Origin of the sequence: Shewanella intestini (assembly GCF_018221465.1) — a bacterium.
In the GTDB taxonomy this organism is placed as follows: Bacteria; Pseudomonadota; Gammaproteobacteria; order Enterobacterales; family Shewanellaceae; genus Shewanella; species Shewanella intestini.
This window is the reverse complement of the sequence record NZ_JAAIKR010000002.1, coordinates 267,502-287,754: the sequence shown is the minus strand read 5'-3', so window position 1 is coordinate 287,754 and position 20,253 is coordinate 267,502. Positions and strand designations below refer to the sequence as shown.

Genomic DNA, 20,253 nt, shown 5'->3' with positions numbered 1-20,253 from the left:
CAATGAATTTAAACTCAAGTGGCAATAAATGGTTACACCGCAAGATGTAATTTTACATCTTTATCAATTTACCCATTGCAGCTCAGGATTCAACTGTTAATTACATTAAAGTGCGGTTTTAAGACCTAAATGAATTATTTTCTAGCAGATTTGCCGACTAGCTTGGTTTATCCACACATTTAGGCAAATCACAACATGTCATCTAAAGTTGCCATAAACTTTTTTCTTCAATTTATGCAATTTACAATGGGGCGAATAAAAATGATTTATTCACTGATATATAAGCGGTATCCTGCATGAATATCGCACGTTAATGACAAGAATAAAGGTTTGCTCATGTTTAATTCTCTTACCCCGTTACCCGCTGATCCCATTCTTGGGTTATTAACCGCCTATCGTGAAGATCCTCATCCTCAAAAAGTGGATTTAGGCGTAGGTGTATATAAAGATGCCACTGGTCACACCCCCATTTTAGATTGTGTTAAAGCCGCTGAGCAGCAGCGAACAGACACAGAAACCACGAAGGTTTACATTAGTCCAACAGGCTCTGCACAATTTAATCAATTAATGACCGAACTTGCTTTTGGTCAAAGACATCAAGCGCTACTTGCCGATAGGATCAAAACTGTGTCGACCCCGGGTGGCACTGGGGCATTACGTGTTGCTGCTGAATTTATTCATCACTGCAAACCTAATGCCGTTATTTGGGTAAGCGACCCAACCTGGGCGAACCATACGGCATTATTTGAAGCCGCCGGTTTAACAGTGAAAACCTATCCTTATTACGATTACGACAGTAAATCGATAAAATTTGAACAAATGACAGCCGCACTTAAAAATATTGCCAAAGATGATGTGGTACTCCTTCATGCTTGTTGTCATAACCCTAGTGGCATGGATTTAACCCCTGCACAATGGGATGAAGTGATCGCGATTACTGCTGAGCAAGGCTTTACACCGCTAATCGACATGGCTTATCAAGGTTTTGGGGATGGTATTGATGAAGATGCTTACGGTGTACGTCAAATGGCTGCGGCCGTTGAAGAACTTATTTTATGTAGTTCTTGTTCGAAAAACTTTGGTTTATATCGAGAACGAATTGGCGCCTGTTCTTTAATGGCAAATGACAGTGTTAAAGCCAATATTGCCTTATCTGTGATGCTGTATGTTATTCGTGGCATTTATTCTATGCCACCGGCACATGGTGCCGCACTCGTAGAGACGATTCTTGACAACACTGAGCTTAGATTACAATGGCAACAAGAGTTAGCAGTGATGAGAAACCGAATTAACAGTAACCGCCAAATGTTAGTTAATAAGCTACTCGAAAAAGGTGTGAAGCAAGACTTCAATTTTATCGCCAGGCAAAAAGGCATGTTTTCATTTCTTGGGATTAACCCATCTCAAGTTGCTACATTAAAAAAGGAACACAGTATTTATATGGTCGATTCTAGCCGAATAAGTATTGCTGGTATAAGTGAAGGCAATGTAGATTATCTAGCACAATCTATTGCTTCCATTTTGCGCTAAGTCAGGTTGCTTTCACCCAATGTCGTGTTTATCTTTTGAGCTGATTTTTGCAGCGCATTACTAGCTATTAGTACAAGACTGCGGCTTTGATGTGTAGCTAGTTGACATGAGAAACCGATAACGCAGAAGAAATGACCAGCAAACGTCGCCTGAAGGGTTCGGCTAAAAGACAATAAAAAGTATATACATATAAAAAGCCAATGACATAGTCATTGACTTTTTGGTGTACATCTTCAGTTATCAACCTTTGTATCAAAAAAAGTTAAGCTAATTTGAATAGTACCTTGCCTTATATTGAACTATCAGTCTGTCGATGATGTTAACTAATAACTACTCAGCCTAACTGTTTAAGTCACACTATTTAGCAATACTATTCCAACAAAGAATCGGTTAACAACGTTATCTAACTCTATGCAGAATGCTGTTTAGCAAAGGCATTCATAAATGTAACTAGAGCCTCAACACCTGATAGCGGCATAGCATTATAAATGCTAGCACGCATGCCGCCGACAACACGATGCCCTTTTAATGCCACTAAACCATTAGCCTGTGCTTGCGCTAAGAACTTACTATTAAGCGCATCATCATTTAATTGGAAAGTAACATTCATTTTCGATCGGTTAGACACTGCAACCGTATTTACGTAGAAATCATTTTCATCAATACACTGATAGAGTAATTGTGCTTTTTGACAATTAATTTGAGCAATGGCTTTAACACCACCTAATGCAGTCAACCATTTAAATACTTCAGCAGCCAAATACCACGCAAATGTGGGCGGAGTATTAAACATTGAACCATTAGCAGCAGCTACGCGATAGTCCATAACAGAAGATTGTGCGAGGCTTGGCAGAGATAACATATCTTCATGGACAATGACCAATGATAAACCAGACGGGCCAATATTCTTTTGAGCACCTGCATAAATAACGGCAAATTGCGATACATCTATTTCACGAGACATGATGGTTGATGACATATCTGCAATCACCGGCCACGGGCTGGTTAAGTTTTCAAAAATCTCAATACCATCAACAGTTTCATTTGGACAATAATGTACGAAACGGTAATCATTTTTATCGCCAATGAGTTTGGGTAACGTAACCACTTTTACACCGTCGTCTTGGTTAACGATTGTAAGTTCATCTATCGCTTCTTCGCCAACTAATAATTTTGCTTCTTTAACTGCGGCACGAGACCATTGGCCTGAGGTTAAATATAAAGCGCGGCCATTGTCACCAAGAAAATTATTGACGATATTTGAAAACTGCGCGCGGCCACCGCCATGCATAAACAGCACTTTATAGTTATCAGGAATGTGCATTAATTGGCGTAAATCGGCTTCAGCTTGTTCAGCTAGGGCAATAAATTCTTTACTGCGATGGCTAACTTCCATTACAGAGGTGCCTAATCCATTCCAATTAATTAATTCCTTTTGTGCTTTTAACATTACATCGGCAGGTAACATCGCCGGGCCGGCACAGAAATTATACGTCGTTGTCACAGATTACTCCTTTACACTTCATCAGTTAAACTTATTGGTTAATCATCTTATGAATTATAATCTCTAATGAATAGTGAAATATTTGCATTTGAGATGAATAACTTATTTTGATTAATAAAACAAAAAGAGCGCCAACAGGCGCTCTTTTTTAAAAATGAATGATGTTTATTTATTCAGCTGGCTGAGCATCGTCATTTTCATTTGTTGTCGGTGTTTGTTCAGCTTCAGTACTTTCAATAACCTCAGCGACAATCGGGTTACCCTCTTCGTCTAGTACAACTTCATCTTGAATTTCTTCAATACGTTGAAGACCAACAACGCTTTCATCGTCTGCGGTACGAATTATCGTCACACCTTGTGTATTACGACCAATTAGCGATACCCCTTCTGCTGGAGTACGAACTAATGTGCCCTTGTTACTAATTAGCATAATTTCATCAGAGCCACTCACTTGAACCGCGCCAACAACTGCGCCATTACGTTCACTCACTTTGATCGAAACAACACCTTTAGTACCGCGACTCTTAGCTGGATATTCACCAAGATCTGTACGTTTACCATAGCCATTTTCTGTGACAGTTAAGATATCACCTTCGGCTTTTGGAATGATCATCGATACCACTTTTTGACCATCTTCAAGCTTAATACCACGAACACCAGTTGCAGTACGGCCCATAGGACGGATGGCAATTAAGTCTTCACCCGTTTCAGGATCTTTCTTCACTTCACCAGTTTCAGAATCACGCACTTTTTCATTAAAGCGAACCACTTTACCTTCGTTAGAGAACAACATGATGTCGTCACTGCCGTTAGTAATGTCGACACCAATTAATTGGTCGTCATCTTTTAGGTTTACCGCAATAATGCCATTAGCACGTGGGTTGCTATAAGCCGTTAGCGCAGTTTTCTTAACTGTACCGTGAGCCGTCGCCATGACAATGTACTTATCATCAGCATATTCACGAACTGGTAAAATCGCCGTAATACGCTCACCGTCGGATAAAGGTAATAAGTTAATAATTGGACGACCACGAGCTGTACGGCTAGCTAATGGTAATTGATATACTTTTAACCAGTACATTTTACCAAAATCAGAGAAACACAAAATGGTGTCATGGGTATTAGCAACTAATAGTTTCTCAACGAAATCTTCGTCTTTGACTTTTGTTGCTGCTTTGCCTTTACCGCCACGACGCTGCGCTTGGTAATCGGTTAGTGGTTGATACTTGGCATACCCCATATGAGATAATGTCACCACGACATCTTCTTCGTTAATTAAGTCTTCAAGACTCATATCAACTTCATTTTGATTAATGACTGTGCGACGTTCATCGCCGTATTGCTCAAGAATCTCATGTAATTCTTCTTGAATCACTTCCATTAAACGTTCTGGGCTACGCAAAATAAAGAGTAAACCAGCAATGACTTCAAGCAGTTCTTCATATTCAGCAAGGATCTTGTCATGTTCAAGACCGGTTAAGCGGTGTAAACGTAACTCAAGAATGGCTTGGGCTTGTTGCTCAGTTAAGAAGTATTCGCCATCACGAATACCATATTCTGGTTCTAACCATTCAGGACGAGCAGCATCATCACCGGCTTTTTCAAGCATGCCTTGCACATTACCTAGTTTCCAACCTTGAGCAACTAATTTAACTTTTGCTTCAGCTGGGGTTGGCGATGCTTTAATTAACGCAATAATTGGGTCAATGTTGGCAAGTGCGATCGCAAGTGACTCAAGAATATGAGCACGGTCACGCGCTTTACGTAATTCAAATACGGTGCGACGAGTAACAACTTCACGACGATGAAGAATAAAACACTCTAGCATTTCTTTTAAGTTAAATAGTTTAGGTTGACCGTTAGTCAACGCCACCATGTTAATACCAAAAGAACACTGCATTTGCGTTTGAGCATATAAATTGTTTAATACAACTTCACCCACTTCACCGCGTTTGATTTCAATGACAATACGCATGCCGTCTTTGTCAGACTCATCACGTAGACCACTGATACCTTCAATTTTTTTATCTTTAACAAGTTCAGCTATTTTTTCAATTAAACGTGCTTTGTTAACTTGATAAGGAATTTCAGTCACGATAATACGTTCGCGACCATTTTCTTCTTCGATGTCTGCTTTTGAGCGCATAACTGCGCGGCCACGACCCGTTTTATAAGCATCAATAATGCCTTTACGACCATTAATCGTCGCAGCAGTTGGGAAGTCAGGCCCTGGGATATGTTCCATCAATTGTTCAATTGACAGACTTGGCTCTGCAATTAATGCTAAGCAACCATTAACGACTTCTGTAATATTGTGCGGCGGAATGTTCGTTGCCATCCCAACCGCAATACCAGAAGAACCATTAATTAATAGGTTAGGTACTCGTGTAGGCAGCACAGCAGGAATATGTTCTGTGCCGTCATAGTTAGGCACATAATCAACCGTTTCTTTTTCAAGGTCCGCCAATAAAGAGTGGGCTAACTTTTCCATGCGGATTTCGGTGTAACGCATTGCTGCTGCTGAGTCACCGTCAACCGAACCGAAGTTACCTTGACCGTCTACAAGTGTATAACGCAATGAAAAAGGCTGCGCCATACGAACAATAGTATCGTAAACAGCTGAGTCACCGTGTGGATGGTATTTACCAATCACGTCACCGACAACACGAGCGGATTTTTTATATGGTTTGTTCCAATCGTTTTTTAGTTCGTTCATCGCGAATAGCACACGGCGATGGACCGGCTTTAAACCGTCACGAACATCGGGTAATGCACGACCTACAATTACACTCATTGCATAATCTAGGTACGAATTCTTAAGTTCGTCTTCAATGTTAATTGGCGAAATTGATGATGCCAGATCAGTCATAAACTGCTCGTTCCCCTGAAAATTAGCTCACTGCAAAACGTCCATATTACAGTTTGGCTTTTAAACGTGATTTGGCATTCTAACACAGAATAAATTTGTCGCTAGCGCTAAGGGGTTTCTATTTATTATTTGTCGGTTATTTATCAAAACTGCTTATATTTTTGAGCAACTTAGGTCATAAAACCACCACTAGCGAATAATAATTAATCAAGTCTTTTGCTGATAAATGATTACCTCGCCAATCAAAGCAAAATAATTAAATCATTTGCAAAATCGCTTTCATTATTGCCGCTTAAAACTGAAGAAATGTAGACTTGTTACCCCAACTCATGTTGCAAGTCATTTGTTAACAGTGCACTTTCGTACCATTTTTACCATTCACTTTCATTCAATGTTTAAAATCGTTATTTATCTTATTACAAATGACAAATGTTGTGAGCAAGACTGTTTATCGTCAAACACATAACGTTATAATGTGCAAAAAAGTCAACTAGGTGAAAACAATGTCACAACAAACAACGGATGAGTTGAACGTCGACCTGCAAGAAATTGCCAAATTTGAAGCAATGGCTGAATCATGGTGGGATCCTGAGGGCGACTTTAAACCTTTACATCAATTGAACCCATTAAGATTAAATTACATCGACAGAACCAGTGGTGGCATTTTCGGTAAACAAGTACTCGATGTAGGTTGTGGCGGCGGTATTCTTGCTGAAAGTATGGCCAAAATTGGTGCTAATGTGACGGGTTTGGACATGGGCAATGAACCATTAGAGGTGGCTAAACTACACGCATTGGAAGCCGAAGTCGCATTGACCTATTTAAAGAACACCGCGGAGCAACATCGCGATGAGCACACAGCTCAGTACGATGTGGTTACCTGTATGGAAATGTTAGAGCACGTCCCAGATCCGCAATCAGTCATACAAGCATGCTGTGACATGGTAAAACCCGGTGGATTTGTTTTTTTCTCAACTATTAACCGTAACATCATGTCGTATTTACAAACGATTGTTGGTGCTGAATATATCTTAAAAATGCTCCCCGTTGGCACCCATGAACATAATAAGTTTATAAAACCGTCTGAATTAATTGGTTTAGTGGATAACACTGATTTAATTTGTAAAGATGCGCTTGGCATAACTTACAACCCAATATCTGGTGTATTTAAATACACTCAACGTGTTGATGTTAATTACATGATTGCCACACAAAAAATTGTGTAGATACGGTTGCCATTGTGTCCGCGATACAATGGCATCACTTTGAGCAATTAAATAAGCAGTAAAACCAAGTCATCATAGCAAAACCTCTTATACGTATTCTATTGTCAGCTAGTTAACTTACATATGCATATTTGCATAATCGAGCAATTACAATGTTAAAGACTATTCACGCAGTGCTGTTTGATTTAGACGGTACGTTAGCAGATACTGCACCTGATTTAATCGCTGCATTAAATGACAGTTTACAAGCCGCAGGTTACCCCATTAAATCTGCAACACATTTACGAAATGCCGCTTCACACGGCAGCTTACATTTAGTTAAAGCGGCGATCCCCGATGAACCTGAAGCTGTGCAAGCACAAATCCAGCAACAATTACTTCAGCGCTATACCCAAATTAATGGCAAACATGCACATTTGTACGAGGGTATTGCACCATTATTAGCAATCTTAGCTGACAAAAATATTCCTATTGGGATTGTCACCAATAAGCATGCTTGCTTTACGCGGCCATTAGTTCACACATTAGGCTTAACACAACAAAGCGTGACGATCATTAGTGGTAACTCCACGACCCATTCAAAACCCCATACCGCACCTATGTTGTTAGCTGCGCAGCAATTACAAGTTAATTGCGAACACATTTTATATATTGGTGATGCAGAGCGAGATTTAATTGCCGCTCAAAATGCCAATATGATTGGTGGTGTTGCGCTATGGGGTTACATTAATAAGCACGATGAACCCTGCCACTGGCCTGCCAAATACCGATTCCATCATCCACTTGAATTTGCAGTTTTATTTGATTAATGCCAAACAGACACATGCAGTCACTTTATTTGCTAAATGACAGATATTAATACTAATGCTGGTGTGGGTACTAATAGCGACTGATTGTCACGTTGGTTTATCGTGCTTTTAAATATATTCCTAGGATAAAGGAGCCATTTTCTGCTCGATATCAGCCCTATGAAATTATTTCTTACTCACCTTTCGTTTGCATTATTTCAGCGCGACATATTCGTCAGCAAATAAACCGTAATTGTTTAATTAAGTAGCGATCAATTAGCGAAACAACATTTATTTATGGCGATCGTTTCGGCAAAATGTAGAAGTTGGTGTTATGTCACGCTGCGTACATTCCGCTATGGTTTGATTTCGCGAGTAAGTCGATACTAACTGTGGACAATTATTGGGTAGTTATCCACAAGATGTTCAATTAATTGTGGCTTGCAAATCAATTAAAACCTCACTATCTTGTATTATATTAATTAAACAACACCATATCTTGTGTGCCAAACAAATTGAAAGACACAACTCTATAATGAGCGTTGTTATTCAAAAAAGGCTTATTTTTACAACCTATAATCGTAAAATAAACCTAGTTTCACCTAAGTATTCAACACTAACGCCGTTGGTGAATGGATCAAAAAGGTGATCTAATGCCGTCGAGATATTAAAAAACAAAATGCAAGGCACCCTTCAATGAATAGCAATTTGATGGTCACTAAGCGCAGTGGCGAACGTGAAACAATTGATTTAGAAAAAATCCACCGAGTCATTACATGGGCTGCAAAAGGGCTGCAAAATGTCTCTGTTTCTGAAGTTGAACTTCGTTCGCATTTGCAGTTTTTTGATGGGATCCCTACTGAAGCAATTCATGAAACCATTATTAAAGCAGCGGCAGATCTTATTTCCCCTGAATCACCGGATTATCAGTTCCTTGCTGCTCGTTTAGCCATTTTTCATCTTCGCAAGAAAGCTTTTGGTCGTTTTGAGCCACCAAAACTGTATGACCATTTGACTAAGCTAGTAGAGTTAGGTAAGTATGACACCCATATCTTAGCTGATTACTCCAAAGATGAAATTGATCTGCTTGATTCTTATATTGATCACTGGCGAGATATGAACTTCTCTTACGCCGCAGTGAAGCAATTAGAAGGCAAATATTTAGTTCAAAACCGGGTAACACACGAAATATATGAAAGTGCTCAGTTTTTATATATTCTTGTTGCCGCATGTCTGTTTGCAAAATATCCTAAAGAAACTCGCCTTCAGTATGTCAAAAATTTTTATGACGCCACATCAACATTTAAAATTTCGTTACCGACGCCTATCATGGCCGGTGTACGCACACCAACGCGTCAATTTAGTTCTTGCGTATTAATAGAATGTGATGACAGTTTAGATTCAATTAACGCCACCGCGTCTTCAATTGTGAAATATGTCAGCCAACGTGCAGGGATTGGTATTAATGCAGGTCGCATCCGTGCATTAGGCAGTCCAATTCGTGGGGGGGAAGCATTTCATACCGGTTGTTTACCTTTTTATAAATATTTTCAAACCGCTGTTAAATCGTGCTCACAAGGTGGAGTACGAGGCGGTGCAGCTACCCTTTTCTACCCCATTTGGCATTTAGAAGTCGAGTCATTACTGGTTCTCAAAAACAACCGTGGTGTCGATGATAATCGCGTGCGTCATTTAGATTATGGGGTACAATTAAACAAACTCATGTATCAGCGCTTAATAAAAAATCAAGACATCAGTTTATTTAGTCCATCTGACGTACCTGGTCTATATGATGCTTTCTTTGCAGATCAAGTTGAGTTTGAGCGTTTATATAACTTGTATGAAGCAGATAGCACAATACGACGCAATACAATCAAAGCCGTTGAACTGTTTTCATTAATGATGCAAGAGCGCGCTTCAACTGGTCGCATTTATATTCAAAACGTTGACCACTGCAACACACATAGCCCGTTTGATCCAAGTATTGCACCAATTAAACAATCTAACCTCTGTTTAGAAATTGCATTACCAACTAAACCACTCAATAATATTAATGACCCAGAAGGTGAAATTGCTCTTTGTACCTTATCGGCATTAAACCTTGGCGCAATTAAGGAACTTTCAGAGCTAGAATCTTTGTCTGATCTTGCCGTTCGTGCACTAGATAATTTACTTGATTATCAAGACTACCCGATTAAATCTGCACAACTCGGTTCAATGAACCGCAGAACCTTAGGCATAGGTGTCATTAACTTTGCTAATTATTTAGCCAAAAATGGCAAACGTTATTCCGATGGCTCAGGTAATAATCTAACTCACAAAACCTTTGAAGCCATTCAGTTTTATTTGCTAAAAGCCTCGATGAATTTAGCAAAAGAGCAAGGCGCGTGTCCGTTATTTAATGAGACGACGTATGCTAAAGGTATTTTACCAATCGACACGTACAAGCGAGCATTAGATAACGTATGCGATGAACCTTTACACATGGATTGGGAATCGCTGCGCAGTGACATTCAACAATACGGTTTACGTAACTCAACCCTGTCAGCATTGATGCCATCTGAAACCTCGTCGCAAATCTCCAATGCAACAAATGGTATTGAACCACCACGAGGTTTAATTAGTGTTAAAGCCAGTAAAGATGGTCAGTTAAAGCAAGTCGTACCTGATTTTGACAAACTTAAAGATCAATATGAGCTGCTTTGGAATATGCCAAGCAATGAGGGCTATTTAACCTTAGTGGGTTTAATGCAAAAGTTTGTTGACCAGTCAATTTCGGCAAACACAAACTACGATCCAACTCGTTTTGATAATCAAAAAGTGCCGATGCAAACGCTATTAAAAGACTTGCTCACAGCATACAAACTTGGTGTAAAAACCTTGTATTATCATAACACTCGCGATGGCGCATCAGATCAACACGACGATATTACCTCGGTTGAAAAAGAAGATGATGACTGTGCTGGCGGCGCGTGTAAAATTTAATAATAGTTTCAATTAGCGGGCGCGACCCGCTATTTTAGGATTGAAAAAATGGCTTACTCTACTTTTTGTCAAACACCAAACGACCCAACAACAGAACCAATGTTCTTTGGTCAACCGGTTAACGTTGCTCGATATGATCAACAAAAATATGAAGTTTTTGAAAAGTTAATTGAAAAACAATTATCATTCTTTTGGCGACCAGAAGAAGTCGACGTCAGCCGCGATAAAATTGATTATGGCTCACTTCCTGATCACGAAAAGCACATTTTCATTTCTAATTTGAAATACCAAACCCTGCTCGACTCGATTCAAGGCCGTTCACCTAACGTGGCATTTTTACCTTTGGTATCAATACCTGAGCTGGAAACATGGATTGAAACATGGTCTTTTTCTGAAACTATCCACTCGCGTTCATATACCCATATTATTCGTAATATCGTTAACGATCCCGGCGTTGTGTTTGATGATATCGTGCAAAATGAAGAAATTCTAAAACGTGCCGGTGATATTGCCCATTATTACGACAAACTGATCCATTTAACTCAAGTGCATGAAGTTCATGGTGATGGCACCCACACCATTAATGGCCAAACTATTACGGTTAACTCACGTGAACTTAAAAAAGCACTGTACTTATGTATGATGTCAGTTAACGCACTTGAAGCCATTCGTTTTTACGTTAGTTTTGCTTGTTCGTTTGCTTTTGCTGAACGTAAGTTAATGGAAGGCAACGCAAAAATCATTCGCTTAATTGCCAGAGACGAAGCATTACACCTTAATGGTACCCAACACATTTTACAGTTAATGCAAGGCGGCAAAGACGACCCTGAAATGGCTGAAATTGCTAAAGAATGTGAACCTGAAGCATTTAATTTATTTTTAGAAGCGGCTGAACAAGAAAAAGAATGGGCGAAATACTTGTTTAAAGACGGTTCAATGATTGGTTTAAATGAACAGATTTTATGTCAATATGTTGAATACATTACTAATCAGCGGATGAAGTCGGTTAATTTAATTCAACCATACGCTGAACAAACTAATCCATTACCTTGGATGAAAAACTGGTTAGAAAGTGATGCGGTACAAGTTGCACCGCAAGAAGTTGAAGTATCGTCATACCTTGTAGGACAAATCGATTCTGCTGTCGACAGTGATGAGTTTGCTGATTTTGACTTGTAATAACCCTTTTAAAAAAGCACCTATTGTCAGTATAAATGGCCAACCTGTGCTGTTATATACTGACAATGAAGCCAATTTGCTTGAAGCACTTGAGCTCAAGCAAATTGAGGTATTTTCTGAATGTCGCAATGGCTTTTGTGGTTCATGTAAAACCAAAATTAATCAAGGCTCTGTGAAATATATTAACGACCCTATCGTTGAGCTTGAAGCCAATGAATGTCTGCCATGCTGCTGTATCCCTGATTCAAATTTAGATTTAGATCTCACAGTTAAAAAGCCAGCTAATTTACAGATGTCAAAAAGCACCTTAGAGACTTGTGTAGATTGATATGGGTCTTGAAACCACCAGCCCTATAAAAGCAATAAACCAACAGGTTAACTTTTTGCACTGACACTGCGCTTTGCCAGTTTAGCTTCAATGAACATTTTATTCACCTCTGCAAACATCCAGTTCATAATATTACCCGCACCTTTATCTCGACGTTTTACTAAGCCCATTTCTATTAGTAATGAATCAGAAATGTGGTAACAACTTAGCTCGGTTATTTCACCTGAATACCATTGAGAGTCGGCAATATGTTCTGGTACTAATGCCCAACCTAAGCCTTTAACGACCAATGACGTCATATGATAATAACTATCGATATGCCAGCAATTAGCCGAAATGGGTTTACTTTTGGTGAGTAAGTCGCAAATCACTAACTGTCTATATTGATTTAACTGGGCAATGGTCGGTACTGACACTTTCGCTAATGGATGATCAACTGACACAATTAAAGATTGATGAAAACTATCAATACTAAAAAACTCCAAGCGTTCGCAAAGTTGCTCATCTAAAAATAACACCCCTAAATCGGCTTTTTTCTCATCAACCCATTGGGCAATATCGTCACGAGAACCATTAAGAATGGTAAGTTGTAGCAAAGGAAACGTCGCCGCAGTTTTATAGAAAAATGTTTCAAAAGCGGAAATGGGCACAGCTTCATCAATGGCGATGGTCAACGCTAATTCATCTTGGGTTTGAACACTCATTGCCCGAGAATTTAGCCGCTCACACTGCGCGATTACCGCATTAGCTTCAATTAACATTTGTTGACCTTGCTCGGTTAACACAGGCATGCGTGCACTTCTATCAAATAACTTAAATCCTAAATCCACCTCTAAGTTGGCAATAGCAGTACTGACGCGTGACTGTGCTTTACCTAATGTCCTTGCTGCAGCAGAAAAAGATCCACTATTTACCGCAGTAACAAAAGCTTCAAGTTGTTCAATTGACCAATTCATGTTTTTGTACCATTAATTAATAACAACCCATTATATCTATCCGCTAAAGTGATAGATACTAACTTTAAACCATCTTAATCATCCCTGATAATCACCATTCTTATTGAATTCAGAAAGTTGTAGTTATGTCATTTGAGCCGAAAACATCAGTAGTAGAATTAACCGTCAGTAAACACTTTTGGAAATATGCCATTCCATCCATAACAGCAATGTTAGTCAGTGGCTTATATCAAATTATTGACGGCATTTTTGTCGGACACTACATTGGCTATGAAGGGTTAGCCGGAATAAACATGGCCTGGCCAATTATTTGCTGCATTGTCGGTGTGGGAATGATGATTGGTATGGGTGCCGGTAGCTTGTTATCTATCAGTCGTGGGGCTGATGCACCCAATCAAGCCAAACGCGTCGTTAATAATGCCGCTATCTTAGTTATCCTTATGAGTTTTCTCAGCGCGATTATGATTGGACTCTTTGGCCAGCAATTATTGCTGTTACAATCAGCTAGTGGTAGCAGCTTATCTATGGCCACTGATTACATTGAGGTTTTTGTATATGGTGCATTTTTTACTACTGCCGCAACAGCGCTCCCCTTATTGGTACGCAATGACGAAAATCCAGCCCTAGCGACCAAATTATTAATCATGGGCGCGGCGCTCAATATCGGCTTAGATTATCTATTTATTGCTGTTTGGGAGTACGAACTAAAAGGAGCAGCAATAGCGACATTATTGTCACAAGTTGCGGTGGTACTATTGGCAATAAACTACTTTGTCTCTCCTAAAGCCAATACCCGTCTTAAGTTAACTATCAAAAACGTAACAGCTAAGGAAATGAGTTCAATATTAACCCTTGGTAGTTCAAGTTTAATTATGTTTTTGTATTTTAGTTTTATCATTGCACTACACAACTATTTGTTTATGAAGTTTGGCTCAGCGGTTCATGTCGCCGCCTTTGCCATTGTAGGTTATGTGGCAACCCTATTTTATTTGTTAGCTGAAGGGATTGCAGGTGGTATGCAACCTCCGGTAAGTTACTATTACGGTGCAAAAAACATGAACCACATAAAAGCGACCGTATTACTTGCGGTTAAGGTTACGGGCATTTTGGGAATTTGCAGCGTCGCGTTTATTAACCTATTTCCTGAGCATGTTATCAGCTTTTTTATTAGTGAAGATGCTGCATTAATGGCTGAAACCTTAACGGGTATGCGGCTACATTTATTTGCATTAGTGCTCGATGGCTTTATCTTTATTGCCAGCATGTATTACATGGCTGTCAATCAGGCAAAAATAGCCTTAATGGTTTCATTTGCAAACATGTTTATCCAAATCCCATTTTTGTTCATATTACCCAATATGATCGGTGTTAACGGCATATGGTTAGCAGTGCCCCTTTCTAACGTCGCGTTATCGCTATTACTGTTACCTTTTATTATTAAAGAAATTAAACGAATCAATGGCTTGTGCGCCTCTAACAAAATGCGTAAGCACTTGGTTGCAATAGAGTAACGCATTAATTAACTCATCTAACCTTAAAGGGCCAACGAACAAAGCAAACCGTTGGCTGATTGTGCAAAAGTGCAGTTGAATAGCATTGTGTTGAACAAACAAGTTCAACATACTGGTATGAGAAACATTGCGGTTGTCAGTTGTCAGTTGTCAGTTGTCAGTTGTCAGTTGTCAGTTGTCATATAATAACTTAAGTTTTATTGATGTATTTTCCACGATTATTTGCAATCACTTTTGAAAAAACTTATTTTGAATAAATTAACCCAATAAAAAACAATTCCATCTTTGGCTTGATTTGGTTCTGCTTTAAATTAAGCCATCATTTATGTCCTGTTACTTGTTGAATAACATATAATTAAGACAAAAATTTTGATATTTATAAACCCTCTTCATTCTGTGCATATAAAAATAATTTAAATCTAAGACCTATTAAAGCCACCGCTACAACAGCTAACGCTAACATAATTAAACACTATTTTGTTATAATACCATTTAATACATAATCACTGTAGTTCAATTAATAATTGATAGACAGTCATAAAATTACAGGCATTGTATTGATACCGAATAACCTTAATCAACATGGCTAATAATGTTATTAAACTAACACTAATTAGCTGTTTGCATCTAAAACAAAAATGTATATTTAAAAGTGGGGTTAGCTGACGCTAGCTTTAACGGATATTGTATATTTAAACCTATAGCACCAATATTTTACAGGTATAATTTTATGGATACGAATTTATTGGAAGTCTATTTATTATCTAGTACACCACATTTTTTAGCCAAGGTGACATTTAATTTAACTAAAGTGACGTTTTAAAATAGCTATATAAGCATATATAATGCGCAACACTTGTAACAGGTTAAAATATGGCGCTTCTGTGAGCTTCAACTTAATTGGATAAGGCGCATAAATTTATATCATGAGAAGCCTTACACACATTATAACTTCTAATTATCAGGCTCGTGGATTATTTTAGTAACCTTGACGCATTATCTAATTTTAGCTGTACAACGTAAGCACTGCTTTTGCCCGTTTCCCATAGACTAATAGTGATTAATTTGTATGGAATTTTTACCTTGCGCCTTTGCTTGATATAATGCTTTATCAGTCTTTTTTATTAAGTTCTCGACACATTTCATGTCAATGCATTTTACACATTGACCCACCCCAATACTGACAGTCACTTTAAACTCATTGGATTCAGAGATGAAAAGTAACTGCTCAAAACGTTGCCGAATAAGTTCAGCTAATTGACTTACATGAGTTATATCATTGAGTGGAATAAAGGCTATGAATTCTTCGCCACCCCAACGCCCTACTACACCGTCACGGCTTCCCACGATTTCCTTAGTGATTGACGCTAACGCTTTTATTACCGTATCACCCGTAAAATGGCCATGTGTGTCATTAACAAGCTTAAAGTCATCGATATCGAGTAAAAGACACGTCAGCTTTTGACTTGAGAGTTTTTTTAGCCACTCATAAATAGCGCTTCGATTGAGTAACTCAGTTAAACTGTCATGTGAAGCTCTATATGATAATAAGTTTTCATAGTGAACTTTATCTGTACAGTCTTCAATAACAACTTGAATTGCTTTTTCGCCTTCCCATTCAACAACATTGTCATATGCATTGAAAAACCGTCGTTGGCCGTCAAAACAAATGTTCTCAATAACGTGACTTTTACCTATAAAATCGCCATCAAGAACATCAGCATATCGTTGATAGGCTCGTTGTTGTACCTCGATGGGGATAATGGGTAAAATAGTTTTCATTGCAAGCACTTGCTCTATGGAATCCGCTCGCATTTCTTTCACCCAAGCATTATTAATCATCAACGGTTTGAAGTTTCTATGGACAATCATGCCTTGCCCTGAATTCATCACTAAACGCCGAAACATCAAATCTTGTTGTCGCAATCTTTGATTAGCTTTGACAACGACAGACAGGTCAATGACAGTAACTTGTAATGCCGGTTTGCCTTGCCACTTAATGACATGATCAACCGAGAAAACAGTAAACTCTTTTCCATAACGATCAATATTAGTGAAAGTATGACCTTTAGGCGTTATTTCGCCAGCGATAGTGCCTTTAAAATTTTTAACTGCAAGGTCTTGATACTCTTTGGGAATAAGATCTAAAAATGAATTAATATCAGCGAGCAACTCTTCACTACTTTCGTAACCATACAAACGTGCGTAATTGAGGTCGGCATCGACTACAATTAAATCTTGTATGATAACAACACCATAAGTGGAGTCGATATTAATAAATGGCATTTGAAGAATCGGTTATTTTATTGGATAGAATATTATAACCAGTTCTGGTAGGTTTTCTAAAGCGTTAAACAATAAATTCGTCCAATTACAAACTGTTGTAACATTTAGCTGTCTACTTTATAAACAATCACTTTACTATTGCAAACTAACGCCTCTGTCATTGAAATAGTAACTGTCCAGTTAAGACATTAAAAAATAAACTTTTTGTTTACAAAACCACACATAACGAATTGGCAACTTAGCGTGGCTTTGTAAATTGCAACGATTTAAATGCTGATGTTGAAATTAACTGGCTATTTTTTTAAATAAGCGAACAATAAAAAATTGTAACTTACCAAGGCAGTATTTGACCATTTGCGTGCCTAAATTCACCTGTTTGCGCTAAAGTTAATCCATTAATTAACTCACCTAGACAACTGGCGCTTTCACGTGCACTAATATTCCCACGCTGGCCAACCATATCCGTTTGAACATAACCTGGGTGATAAATACCAACGGCAATTTTTCTTGGTGCTAAGTCATGACTTAATGACATACCAGCAGCATTTAATGCCGCTTTTGACATTCTGTAACCATATCGGCCACCGGATGTATTATCTGTAATTGACCCCATTCGCGACGTTATAAGTGCCACTTTACTGTGTTGTCCTAATTGTCGCTCAAGTAATTCAACGATTTGCAATGGAGCGATGGTATTGACTTCAAACTGACGTCTTATGGTGTCAAAATTAAGTCGTCCAAATTGTTCATCATGCAAAATGCCGGCATTACAAATCAGTACATCAATGCGAATATCTTTGACATAAGCCTGTAATGTCTTTAAGTCTGATTCGTTAGTGACATCAATACCACTGACTATCTCAACCCCTAAATTTGACAACGCCTGTGAGCGATTTCTGCAAACTGCGATAACGTTCGCACCCTGGGCAACAAAATATTCACTCAGGGCTAAACCTATACCACGGTTTGCACCTGTGATTATGACCGTTTTCATCTGTTAAACTCCTTGTCGCAATGCCAATGTCATTGACGGTAGACTTATTTGTTGCTTAGACACTACGGTAAAATTCTCTAAATCTATCATACTGGAATAAAATAAGTCTGACTTACGATAAAAGACTAATAGATAATGCGGATCAATAAACACACTACCAATATATTGCTCAATATGCCTTATCGCCGTGGTGAAATCTTTCCCATCTGCGGTCGATAACGCTAATGTAGCCAAATCTAATTCATTGATTAAGTCATCATTATTGGTATCTTCTTTGGTTAAGACATAAAGTTGCGCAATTGCGTTAGGTTTCGCTATCTCTGAATCAGTTTTCGAAATAAGGTGACTTTCTCGAAATATTAGTTCTCGGTGTAAAATAACATTTTCATTAGTAGGTAATAACCAGTGCTGTTGCCTACTTTGGCTATCAATAAATAAATAGTTTCTTACCGATGATGATAATACCTGTGTATAGCTGTTATCAGGTGGTACAGTCACATTTTCAAAACTGCTTAATGTTAACAATATTGAGCGCGTGCCTTTAATATACTCAGGCTCACTCATTGAGATACTTTTCTCTGTTATTACAGTTTTAGTACTGATCACATTTTTTATTGGTTTATTTTTATACTGACTCACAAATATGATGCCACTGACAATAATTGTGAGGATTAAAAAAATACCCAATACAGCGATAATGACACCATTTATTCGCCATATAGTTGAATTGAATTTTTTGCTATTCATCTAAAATTTAATACCATTATAAATTCACCACCAAGCTACAATATCGAACATATTCGTTACAATATAGAAACGCCTGAAAAAGTACAGTTTCATTTCAGATACAAATCACAGTTTTAAATGAAATAAAACCGTTATCAAGGCACTGTTTAAAACCCATACAGTTAATGGTTGATTTACCCCCATAATTTAACAATCACTTATTTAGCATCAAATCCTATGTTCTAACAGGCTATTAATGTCCTGCTCTTGTTAATCACTACAGTTAATCATTATTAAATTTCCAACAAGGTTATAGGTTAATTAAATTGAGCGATTTTTGTGATCCTGTAACTTTTTTATTGCTAATCACAGTATTTTGTCATGCAATAGTATAAATTAATGCACCGTTATCCGACACAAAGCACTTAATGATGGAAAATAAGACCTTATTGTTACTCGTTATTTCTCTGTTCACTCTCGGTTGTCATGCCAATAATGTTGCCACAAAAAAAACCACAGTGATTATACCGACGCCGTCTGGTACACATGTTTCTCCAGCAAACTATTCGAGATTTGATTCCATTTTAAACGCATCAAAATTACAGATTTCCACCCCGAATGCTAAACCCGGTTCAAAATATGAACTGGCAACAGACAGCAATTTTTCTGATGTCGTTAACGAACACTTCTATGTCGATACAGGGAGTGAAGCACTGGTAATGAGTATGCAAGGTTACAAACTGCGTAATGAATTACGGGTATTGCCAAACTTCAAAAGTGACTTGCCAAGCACGTTTTATCACTTATCTGCAGATGTGATACCAATAAATCCTCGTGAAGCCATGAATAATAGTCCGTCTAAAAATGATGCGATGACGCTGTTGCAAGTGCATAACAAAGGTACATTTGATGATGGCAAACACGGTGTAGGATATATTCCTCACCCATTGTTACGTATCGTTTATGAAAAAAGTCGACAAGGCTATGAAGATAATTACTGGGCAATTATTAAAAACAATAATGTTAATTGTTCAGCAAAAAGTGGTAATAGAGGCACAAGTGAATGTAAAAATGCCTACTTAAGATTACGTCTAGGTCAATTTGATCCCGAGCAGCCGACCAAGTTTGATGTCATTGTCGGAAATAAAAAACTCGTAATAAAAATGGATGGAAAGACCATGGTCGATCACGATATCAGTTATTGGCAAGCGTTCTTATGCTACTTCAAAGCAGGTGTTTACAACCAGTTTGAAAATGGTAAAAGTGAAGCTCACTTCTATAATTTAACTTATAAAATTGAGCAGCGTTAACATTAAAAATTTCCCATAAAAAATGCCTAACATTTATTAGGCATTTTTTATCTGCGTTTAT

At 38.2% G+C, this 20,253-nt stretch carries 14 protein-coding genes; 8 read left to right on the top strand and 6 right to left on the bottom strand.

What is annotated here, in order from left to right:
* Positions 1-336: 336 nt before the first annotated feature.
* Positions 337-1,530 (top strand): amino acid aminotransferase, encoded by a 1,194-nt coding sequence (locus G3R48_RS04340; protein ID WP_153663421.1) that lies wholly within the window; start codon positions 337-339, stop codon positions 1,528-1,530.
* A gap of 409 nt (positions 1,531-1,939) precedes the next feature.
* On the opposite strand, the gene serC is transcribed toward G3R48_RS04340, so the two are convergent.
* Positions 1,940-3,034 (bottom strand): 3-phosphoserine/phosphohydroxythreonine transaminase, encoded by a 1,095-nt coding sequence (gene serC, locus G3R48_RS04335; RefSeq protein WP_212593211.1) that lies wholly within the window; start codon positions 3,032-3,034, stop codon positions 1,940-1,942.
* 169 nt (positions 3,035-3,203) lie between these two features.
* Positions 3,204-5,903 (bottom strand): DNA gyrase subunit A, encoded by a 2,700-nt coding sequence (gyrA, locus tag G3R48_RS04330; protein WP_153663419.1) that lies wholly within the window; start codon positions 5,901-5,903, stop codon positions 3,204-3,206.
* A gap of 503 nt (positions 5,904-6,406) precedes the next feature.
* On the opposite strand from gyrA, the gene ubiG reads away from it, so the two are divergent.
* The 5 genes from ubiG (at position 6,407) to yfaE (ending at position 12,409) form a co-directional block, all read left to right on the top strand.
* Positions 6,407-7,129 (top strand): bifunctional 2-polyprenyl-6-hydroxyphenol methylase/3-demethylubiquinol 3-O-methyltransferase UbiG, encoded by a 723-nt coding sequence (ubiG, locus tag G3R48_RS04325; RefSeq protein ID WP_153663416.1) that lies wholly within the window; start codon positions 6,407-6,409, stop codon positions 7,127-7,129.
* Positions 7,130-7,281: 152 nt separating this feature from the next.
* The gene (locus G3R48_RS04320; protein WP_153663414.1) at positions 7,282-7,938 is read left to right on the top strand and encodes an HAD family hydrolase; all 657 of its coding nucleotides are present in this window, start codon (positions 7,282-7,284) and stop codon (positions 7,936-7,938) included.
* A 675-nt stretch (positions 7,939-8,613) separates the two neighbouring features.
* Positions 8,614-10,902, top strand: a complete 2,289-nt coding sequence (gene nrdA, locus G3R48_RS04315) for a class 1a ribonucleoside-diphosphate reductase subunit alpha (RefSeq protein WP_153663412.1) — start codon at positions 8,614-8,616, stop codon at positions 10,900-10,902.
* Between the two features lie 48 nt (positions 10,903-10,950).
* Positions 10,951-12,081, top strand: a complete 1,131-nt coding sequence (nrdB, locus tag G3R48_RS04310) for a class Ia ribonucleoside-diphosphate reductase subunit beta (protein ID WP_153663410.1) — start codon at positions 10,951-10,953, stop codon at positions 12,079-12,081.
* Complete coding sequence (gene yfaE / locus G3R48_RS04305) at positions 12,071-12,409, top strand: class I ribonucleotide reductase maintenance protein YfaE (RefSeq protein WP_228497380.1); 339 nt, start codon at positions 12,071-12,073, stop codon at positions 12,407-12,409. Before nrdB ends, yfaE begins: the two co-directional genes overlap by 11 nt.
* Before the next feature lie 47 nt (positions 12,410-12,456).
* On the opposite strand, the gene G3R48_RS04300 is transcribed toward yfaE, so the two are convergent.
* On the bottom strand, positions 12,457-13,365 hold the full coding sequence (locus tag G3R48_RS04300) for a LysR family transcriptional regulator (protein ID WP_153663406.1): 909 nt from the start codon (positions 13,363-13,365) through the stop codon (positions 12,457-12,459).
* A gap of 125 nt (positions 13,366-13,490) precedes the next feature.
* Here G3R48_RS04300 and G3R48_RS04295 point away from each other — a divergent pair, with 125 nt between their 5' ends.
* Positions 13,491-14,876 (top strand): MATE family efflux transporter, encoded by a 1,386-nt coding sequence (locus tag G3R48_RS04295; RefSeq protein ID WP_153663404.1) that lies wholly within the window; start codon positions 13,491-13,493, stop codon positions 14,874-14,876.
* Between the two features lie 1,050 nt (positions 14,877-15,926).
* Here the strand turns inward: G3R48_RS04295 and G3R48_RS04290 are convergent.
* From G3R48_RS04290 to G3R48_RS04280, 3 genes are all read right to left on the bottom strand, one after another.
* A complete protein-coding gene (locus G3R48_RS04290; RefSeq protein WP_153663402.1) occupies positions 15,927-17,162 on the bottom strand; it encodes a sensor domain-containing diguanylate cyclase in 1,236 nt (411 codons plus the stop codon).
* A gap of 331 nt (positions 17,163-17,493) precedes the next feature.
* A complete protein-coding gene (locus G3R48_RS04285) occupies positions 17,494-18,156 on the bottom strand; it encodes an SDR family oxidoreductase (protein ID WP_153663400.1) in 663 nt (220 codons plus the stop codon).
* Positions 18,157-18,159: 3 nt separating this feature from the next.
* The gene (locus tag G3R48_RS04280) at positions 18,160-18,720 is read right to left on the bottom strand and encodes a hypothetical protein (protein WP_153663398.1); all 561 of its coding nucleotides are present in this window, start codon (positions 18,718-18,720) and stop codon (positions 18,160-18,162) included.
* Positions 18,721-19,310: 590 nt separating this feature from the next.
* On the opposite strand from G3R48_RS04280, the gene G3R48_RS04275 reads away from it, so the two are divergent.
* On the top strand, positions 19,311-20,192 hold the full coding sequence (locus G3R48_RS04275) for a polysaccharide lyase family 7 protein (protein ID WP_228497379.1): 882 nt from the start codon (positions 19,311-19,313) through the stop codon (positions 20,190-20,192).
* The last annotated feature ends 61 nt before the right edge of the window (positions 20,193-20,253 follow it).